This window comes from Acinetobacter sp. 226, from assembly GCF_048147925.1.
GTDB lineage: Bacteria > Pseudomonadota > Gammaproteobacteria > Pseudomonadales > Moraxellaceae > Acinetobacter > Acinetobacter pecorum.
Genome location: NZ_JAYWYX010000049.1, coordinates 1 through 7,366, shown reverse-complemented (window position 1 = coordinate 7,366; position 7,366 = coordinate 1). Strand labels below are relative to the sequence as shown.

7 protein-coding genes are annotated in these 7,366 nt (G+C 35.8%); 1 reads left to right on the top strand and 6 read right to left on the bottom strand.

The window, feature by feature from the left end; all coding sequences use genetic code 11:
* Positions 1-276 precede the first annotated feature (276 nt).
* Positions 277-741: a DMT family transporter gene (locus VXP95_RS14935; protein ID WP_416712315.1), complete on the top strand. Its 465-nt coding sequence runs from the start codon at positions 277-279 to the stop codon at positions 739-741.
* Positions 742-789: 48 nt separating this feature from the next.
* Here VXP95_RS14935 and VXP95_RS14930 read toward each other — a convergent pair whose 3' ends face one another.
* The 6 genes from VXP95_RS14930 to VXP95_RS14905 all read right to left on the bottom strand — a co-directional run bounded on the left by VXP95_RS14930 (position 790) and on the right by VXP95_RS14905 (position 7,232).
* On the bottom strand, positions 790-1,566 hold the full coding sequence (locus VXP95_RS14930; protein ID WP_273338513.1) for an SDR family NAD(P)-dependent oxidoreductase: 777 nt from the start codon (positions 1,564-1,566) through the stop codon (positions 790-792).
* 212 nt (positions 1,567-1,778) lie between these two features.
* Complete coding sequence (locus VXP95_RS14925) at positions 1,779-2,642, bottom strand: sugar phosphate isomerase/epimerase family protein (RefSeq protein ID WP_416706403.1); 864 nt, start codon at positions 2,640-2,642, stop codon at positions 1,779-1,781.
* A 21-nt stretch (positions 2,643-2,663) separates the two neighbouring features.
* The gene (locus VXP95_RS14920) at positions 2,664-3,941 is read right to left on the bottom strand and encodes an MFS transporter (protein WP_416712314.1); all 1,278 of its coding nucleotides are present in this window, start codon (positions 3,939-3,941) and stop codon (positions 2,664-2,666) included.
* Positions 3,942-4,032: 91 nt separating this feature from the next.
* Complete coding sequence (gene iolG / locus VXP95_RS14915) at positions 4,033-5,079, bottom strand: inositol 2-dehydrogenase (RefSeq protein ID WP_416706405.1); 1,047 nt, start codon at positions 5,077-5,079, stop codon at positions 4,033-4,035.
* Between the two features lie 240 nt (positions 5,080-5,319).
* Positions 5,320-6,279 carry an aldo/keto reductase gene (locus VXP95_RS14910; RefSeq protein WP_416712313.1) on the bottom strand — a complete coding sequence of 320 codons (960 nt, stop codon included), beginning with the start codon at positions 6,277-6,279 and terminating at the stop codon, positions 5,320-5,322.
* Positions 6,280-6,488: 209 nt separating this feature from the next.
* Positions 6,489-7,232 (bottom strand): ATP-binding protein, encoded by a 744-nt coding sequence (locus VXP95_RS14905; RefSeq protein WP_416712312.1) that lies wholly within the window; start codon positions 7,230-7,232, stop codon positions 6,489-6,491.
* Positions 7,233-7,366: the final 134 nt, after the last annotated feature.

Sequence of the window (7,366 nt, the reverse complement as noted above, 5' to 3'; positions counted from 1 at the left end):
CTCATACCCAAGTTGTCACTTGAATTCTGTTCAAATGAGCAGAGTGTTGTCTTTTAAATCTTTGTGCAACAAAGCCAAGATCACTTGAAAACAGTACATTTTATTGCATGTTTTAAAGAGATCGGGGATCTGATTCTATATAATGAAACTCGTATTTTAAAACGAATTTTATAAATATTTAAAAAACTTCTAGTAGAGGTTTTTTGTTTAGAGGATTAAAAAGGAAATCAATATTTCCTTTTTTTATATTATTTAGAGAGTTCTTAGGGCGATGTGATGAAGTTGATTTATATTTTTATGGCATTACTTGGTGGTGCAGGGCTTTCGATACAAGCTGCAATTAATAGTAGATTAAGTGCTGGTATGGGAAACCAACCAATTGTCGCTACCTTAATCTCTTTTATGATTGGTGGGCTATGTTTGCTTATTTTCGCATTGTCACAGGCCGATTGGCATAGTGTACACAATAATATAGCTTTACAACCTTGGTGGCGTTGGATAGGAGGAATGCTGGGAGCTGGTATTGTGTTTACCTCAATTTTCCTTGCCCCTCAATTGGGTGTAGCAAATACAATGTTTCTTTTTATCATTGGACAATTAGTAGCAGGTATGGTGATTGATGGTTTAGGCTTGATCCAAATGCCAGTCCGTCCTATTTATTGGTGGAAATTTGTTGGTATGACAATTATGTGTGTAGGCTTGATTTTATTTATGTTTGGTGGGCGATGGTTTAAACAATAAAAAAGACCTAGGAAAAACCTCCTAGATCTTTTTTATTTAAGGTAATGATTAGCTGTAGAAATCAAAACCAGTAGTTAAACCTGCATCTGCCATAAGGTCAGCACCTAATAATGCACTAGAACCTGAAGATAATAAGAATAGAATTGTTTTAGCCACATCATCTACTTCTAGAATTTGACCGTATGGTTGGCGGTTGGCACGTTTAGGATGGAAGCTTGGGTCATTTACAGATTCAACATGACGCTTGAACAAGCCTGCCATCATTGGACCTGGGCTAACAATATTCACTTTAATGCCATCACGAGCATAATCAAGAGAAGTAGTACGAGCCAATTCCCGAACAGCCGCTTTTGATGCTGAATAAATTGGCAAACCTTGCTCACCAAATGTCGCACAGATACTGCCAATTAAAACGATACTACCTTGTTTATTTGGTAGCATTAATGGTAATGCTGCTTGAAGTGCCTGAATTGTTCCTAAAATATTCACATCAAATACTTTTTTGATACGATCAGGAGTAACATCAAGAATACGGTCAATATCTGTAATTGCAGCACACGGTACTAGACCAACATGCTTAAAATTGCCCGCTTTAACTGCTTCAGTCAGTGCAGTCCAAGATTCTGGGTTGGTAATATCACCTTGGAAATGTTCATAATGATCTAATGCGTCTAAAGCCGCTGTTTTTCCAGCAATATCAAGACCAAAGACTTTTACATTGGATTGAGTTAATGCAATTGCCATTGCCTCACCAAGACCTGACGATGTTCCTGTAAGAATGACTGCTTCAGGTAGATCAAATGTAATTTGTTGAGATGCACTCATTTATAAAACTCCATTTTAGATTAATTTTAGATCAGAAAGGTTTTCTCTCATTTCCTGGTTTTTATTTTAAAGCAGAATATTTATTTTAAAAGAGCAATAATTAAAAACAGTTTTTCTGAAAATGAAATAATAAAGATAAGCATATTTTATATGTTATTAAAATAAAAAAACCAATAGATAAAACTATCTATTGGGTAGTGGTAGAAATATAATTATGCTTTTACAGTGTTAAAGGCATTAATAGTCGTTTCATAGGCATTTTTTGCCATTTGATCCAGTGTAAGAATACGATGGTCTTGCGAAATAAGTTCAACACCATAATAAGGTTGATTAAAACCAGCTTTCTTGATTTCATTTAAGAAAACTGGAATATCAAACGATCCTTGTCCACATAATTTACGATGGTGTGTGGAGTCATTAAATAGATCACCTTGAACCTTCTCGGCTGCATCATTTAACTCAACAGATTTAATAAGATGAGCTGGGATCATGCTAATTTTATGGAAATCAATATTTCCACGGGCAAGGTGCCAAATATCTAAACATAAGCCTCCATTTGCATCACCTGTATCTACAACTTTTAATCCATCTTCTAAAGTTGCTAATCGTGAGAAAGGCATGATTTCTAATGCTACATTGGCATTGACTTGAGCAACTTCTTTACATAGCTTAGAAAATTCTGCTGACATATTTTCTAAAGTATTTGGTGAATTTTCAAATGGTTTGGCACCTACTTTAAGATTACACATTCCTAGTTCAGCACCCAACTCAATCATTTTTGAGCGTTCATAATCAGATACCTTGCGCTCTTCACCACTCAGATACCAATCTAACAAAATTTCAAGTTCAAAATATTTAATATCATTGTCTTTAAAAAGTTGGCGAATATCTGCAAGACTACTTTTTTCAAGTGTTGCTTGGAGATCTTTAAGAACTAGGCCGATTCCTTTCCAGCCTGCTTTTGAGGCAGCTTCTACACGTTCTTGTAGCGTGTATGGGCTAATTTCTGTTGGTGCGCCTGGATAAACATTACCTGCCAAAGTCCAGTATGCTGCCAATAAGTCGGGTTTATTCATAGTATTTTCCTTAATAAAAACTTAGTGAGAAATTGTTTGTTTAGGGTCATAACCCATTAAATCTTGAGTGATTGCGCAATAACAGATGAGGAGGTAGCAGATCATAGGAACTATAAAGGCAGTTGCCATGTTGGACATATCTGAAATATAGCCCATGACTAAAGGTAAGATGGCGCCACCTACAAACATGGTAATCATCAAGGATGCTGCCATTTGTGATTTTTGCCCCATTCCACGAACACCCATTGCAAAGATGGTTGGGTAAAGGGTTGATTTAAAGAAGAATAATCCAATGAGTACAACGACAGATGAATAATCATAACCAAGTGCAACGTATGCACATCCAGCGGCACAAACAAGACTATTAAAAATTTGTAATTTACGTGGATCAACATACTTCATTACTACGATGCCAGCAAAGCGACCCATCATGTAGCAGAACATAGCAATAGATAAGAAATAAGCTGCTTTGGTAGGAGTGATCCCATGCCAATGTTCAAGAGTAAAATTGATGAAGAATGCTCCAATTCCAAAATGTGCACCTGTATAACAGAATTTCCCAATCATGCCTTTATGCAAGTTTTTGTTTTTTGAAAATGGTAAATGTTCAAAAACATTGTCACTCTTGGCTGTAGTTGATGACTCATTGCTAAACTGTTCCGGGAATTTTAAGGTAAGAATATAACTAACCAGTGCGAAAATTAGCAGGGAAATGACAGCATAGGTCATGGTTGCAGGTTCGACTGTGAAACCTGAAATACTCACAACTGGAATAAAAAATACCGCACCACCAACGATTGGACCACACATGCCACCTAGACCACCAAATGCTTGAGTGAGGGTTAAGCGTCGAGCTGCTCCTGATGGATCACCTAACTTAGATGCGTATAAAAGGCATACAATTTCTAAACAAGCTAAACCTGTGGCTAATATAAATATCGCAGTTAAAAATGCAGAAAAAGTTCCTATTTGAGTAGCGGGAACAAAGCCCATGCAGCCAACTGCGAATAATGTTAAACCAACAATAATAGAGTTTCTATAACCACATTTTTTCATCAAGTAGCCTACAGGAATGGCTGAGAGAAAATAGGCACTCAAGTAAGCAGTTTGGATGAAAGCGGATTCACCATGAGAAATACTAAACTTATCCTGAAAGTGTTTATTCAGGACATCTAACAAGGTATGAGAAAAAGCCCAAATAAAGTTACAAGCAATGATAAAAATCATAGCTGTTTTAAATGAAACCATTCTCTTTTTAGCGGATATATTATCCACACTATTATTTAAACTCGCATCCATTGCGGTTTCCTTTTAAATAGTTATAGTCATTCATGAAGCATGTTTAAACATGCTTCATAGCTTATTTACAGGAATGAGGGGGATTAGATATTTAAAGTAAAAATAATCCGATATTATCTGTAGTAGATAATTGAGGGCCTTCAGGGTTAACTGAAATTGCTTTATTGCCTTCTACAGATGCCATTGCACATACTGCTAAGTAGAGGGCTTGTAAACCATCAAATAAGTTGGTTGGGAAATCTTGGTTATTGACTAAACAAGAGACAAAGACATCAAACTCTTTACGATATGAGCTTGTATAGCGTTCCAAAAAGAAATTTAATAATGGCTTTTGTGCACTTGTGAAATCTTGAGTATATTTTTTTAGAGTAGATGGGCGATGGTTTTGGGTTTTTAATAAACCTTTAGAGCCAAGTACCTCAATACGTTGATCATATCCATAAACAGCTTCACGGCAATTATTAATGATACATTGTTTACCAGATTTAGTTTTTAAGGTAATACTACAAGTATCATAATCATTGATTGTAGCAAGTTCCTCATCGACTAAACGGCTTGCAGTAGCAAAAATCTCTACAGGTTCTTCACCAAGAATATGACGTGCTGTATCAAAATCATGGATGGTCATATCTTTAAAGATACCGCCAGAAGTCTTCATATATTCAACAGGCTGCATGCCAGGATCACGGCTGGTGATAATAACTTGGCGAATATCTCCAATATCGTTATTGAGAATTGCCTCTTTTATGGCAATAGTATCTTCATCAAAACGACGATTGAATGCTAACATAACCTGGCCATTCAGACTCTGGATTTCTTGTACTGCATCAATTGAGCGTTGAAAATCCAAATCTATTGGTTTTTCACATAAAACTGGCTTCTTACATTTTACTGCATGTAACATTAAATCAATGTGCAGATCAGTGGCTGTTGCAATTACAATGGCATCAACATCATTGCGATCAATAGCTTCATAATAGTCATAACAAGCTTCGCATTGAAGTTCATTGGCAAGTTTGTCTACGCCTTCTTTCCAAGGATCAGCAATCAGCTTGAGTTCACATTGTGAATTAAGAAAAGCACTTTTAGAATGTATTTGTGCGATACGTCCTGCACCTAGAATTGCAACTCTTAACATTTCTGACTTCCTGTTAGAAAATAGTGACAGCTTAGGAAAGTTGTCTTATTTGATAGTTATTAGGGTATATAAGCTATTTTTGAAAAAAAATAGCTTATTTCTAAAAACACTTTTTCATTTTTGAAATATTGGGTTTTAAAAGTTCTTTAAAAAAGGAAAAAGGTCATCAATTTTTCAAAAAAATTGATGACCTAGTAAGATCTTAAATCGAAATATTAATTTAAAGCACAGTCTATACAATCATACCTCTGTGGCAGACAGGAATGATATGTCTTCTCGATTTAATTTGATTTGTGTTGCATTGATAACTTCTTGTAATTGCTCTAGATTAGTAGCACTTACAACTGGAGCACTAATACCGTCCTGAGCAAGTAACCAAGCAATTGCAACTTGTGAGGGCTTCATTTTATATTGTTGAGCGACTTGTTCTAATCTATCTAGTAGAGCTAGGCCATGTGGATTTAGATAATTAACCACACTAGAACCTCTTGATGAACTCTTGTTGAGATCATCCATAGAACGGTATTTACCACTGAGAAAACCATGAGCAAGAGAAAAATAACTGAGAACTCCAATTCCATGATCTATACAAAGTCTCTGATAATTTGCTTCATATTCTTGACGATCATATAAATTATAAAGTGTTTGTAAACAAGCATATGAGGGTAAATTATTTTCTCTCGAGCATTCTAAAAATAGTTCCAAACGCCTAGGGGAAATATTAGATGCACCAATTGCTCTGATTTTTCCCTGTTCAATTAAGGTTTTAAGTGTTCCCAGCGTTTCCTCTGGTGGAGTCTGATTATCATCATAGTGGGTATAGTAAAGATCAATATAATCTGTACCTAAACGTTTTAGAGATGCTTCTACTGCTTTAATGAGATATTTTCCACTAAGATTGGCATCTGAAAATTCTCCTGGTGCATCTGGCGCACCACCTTTGGTATGAATAACAATATTTTCCCGAGATTTTTGTTTACGTAACCAATTGCCAATAATGGTTTCAGACTCACCCCCTTTGTTTCCAGATCCCCAGTAGGAGTAAATATCTGCTGTATCAATTGCATTGAACCCTTGATCAACTAAGGCATCTAACAGGTAGAAAGAATCTTTTTCACTTACACTCCAGCCAAATACATTGCCACCAAAAACTATAGGTGGTAGTTGAATACCTGTATGACCTAATTCACGTTTTTCCATGAGACCTCCTAGAGTTTAGTTTTGTTAGATTAAATCTAGGTATTCAGTTGGGCTTGAACAAGTCGTTAAATGAAATACTCTTTTTATCAATTGCAATAAAAAACTTGGGATGGCGAACACCTAGCGAAGTAATGGCTGGTTTTTATTCCGTTGCACTTGCTGCTTGGATCCGCCAATATTAAAAGCCCCAGACTAACTGAGGCATACTATCAAGCTAAACGCTGATCATTCCAATAACATGGAACTAGAAATAATTCATTTTCATGCAATCTCGACCAAAGGCGTACTCCTAAATCCTTTTGCAAAGTTTTTAGATCAAAATTTGAAATAATTAGACTGGACTTTAATCGATCATAACGACTATATAAGACTTTATGAATCATTTCCTGACGCTTTTCATGACGGTCATGCAGACCATACTCATCAATTACTAATAATTCAAAAGATGTTAATTGCTGAATTACTTCATCTTCAGATTTTGTAGTATCTGACCATGTGTCCATTAATTTTTGAGCAATTTGTGCGCTAGTATAATAGCGGGCAGATAAAACGCTCTTATGTAAAATATTACGAAGAATGGAGGCACTTAGATGTGTTTTACCTGTTCCACAATAACCATACATGATCAGATTTGGTGTTTTGCCATTCATTATTTGATGAGCAAAATTTTGACACTTTTCAAGTGCTTCTACTTGAGCTAAGTGATCACAAACATAATTCTTAAAACCACATTGTAAATGTCGTTCTGGCAAACCTGAATTTTTTATACGTTTTTGCATTAAGTTTTGTTGAACTTCGGCATGATGCGCTTTTTGAGATTTTTCAAAATGTTCTTTGGCACATATATTACACACAAGATGGTTTGCCAATGACAACATGGGTTCTAAGTGAATGGGACAGAGGTTCTGTGTCTGTGTGGAATCACTTTTTAATAATGATACTAATGAATTCATAGTTTTCACCGGCTTTGTTGCACAAAGATTTGAAATGCAAAGCGCCCCTAATTGAGCCAAATTTAAGGCGTAACTTGGGTAAGTGGTCGACCTAATTCCGTAAATCTGTTAAGGATTGCTACACGTGCATGGAT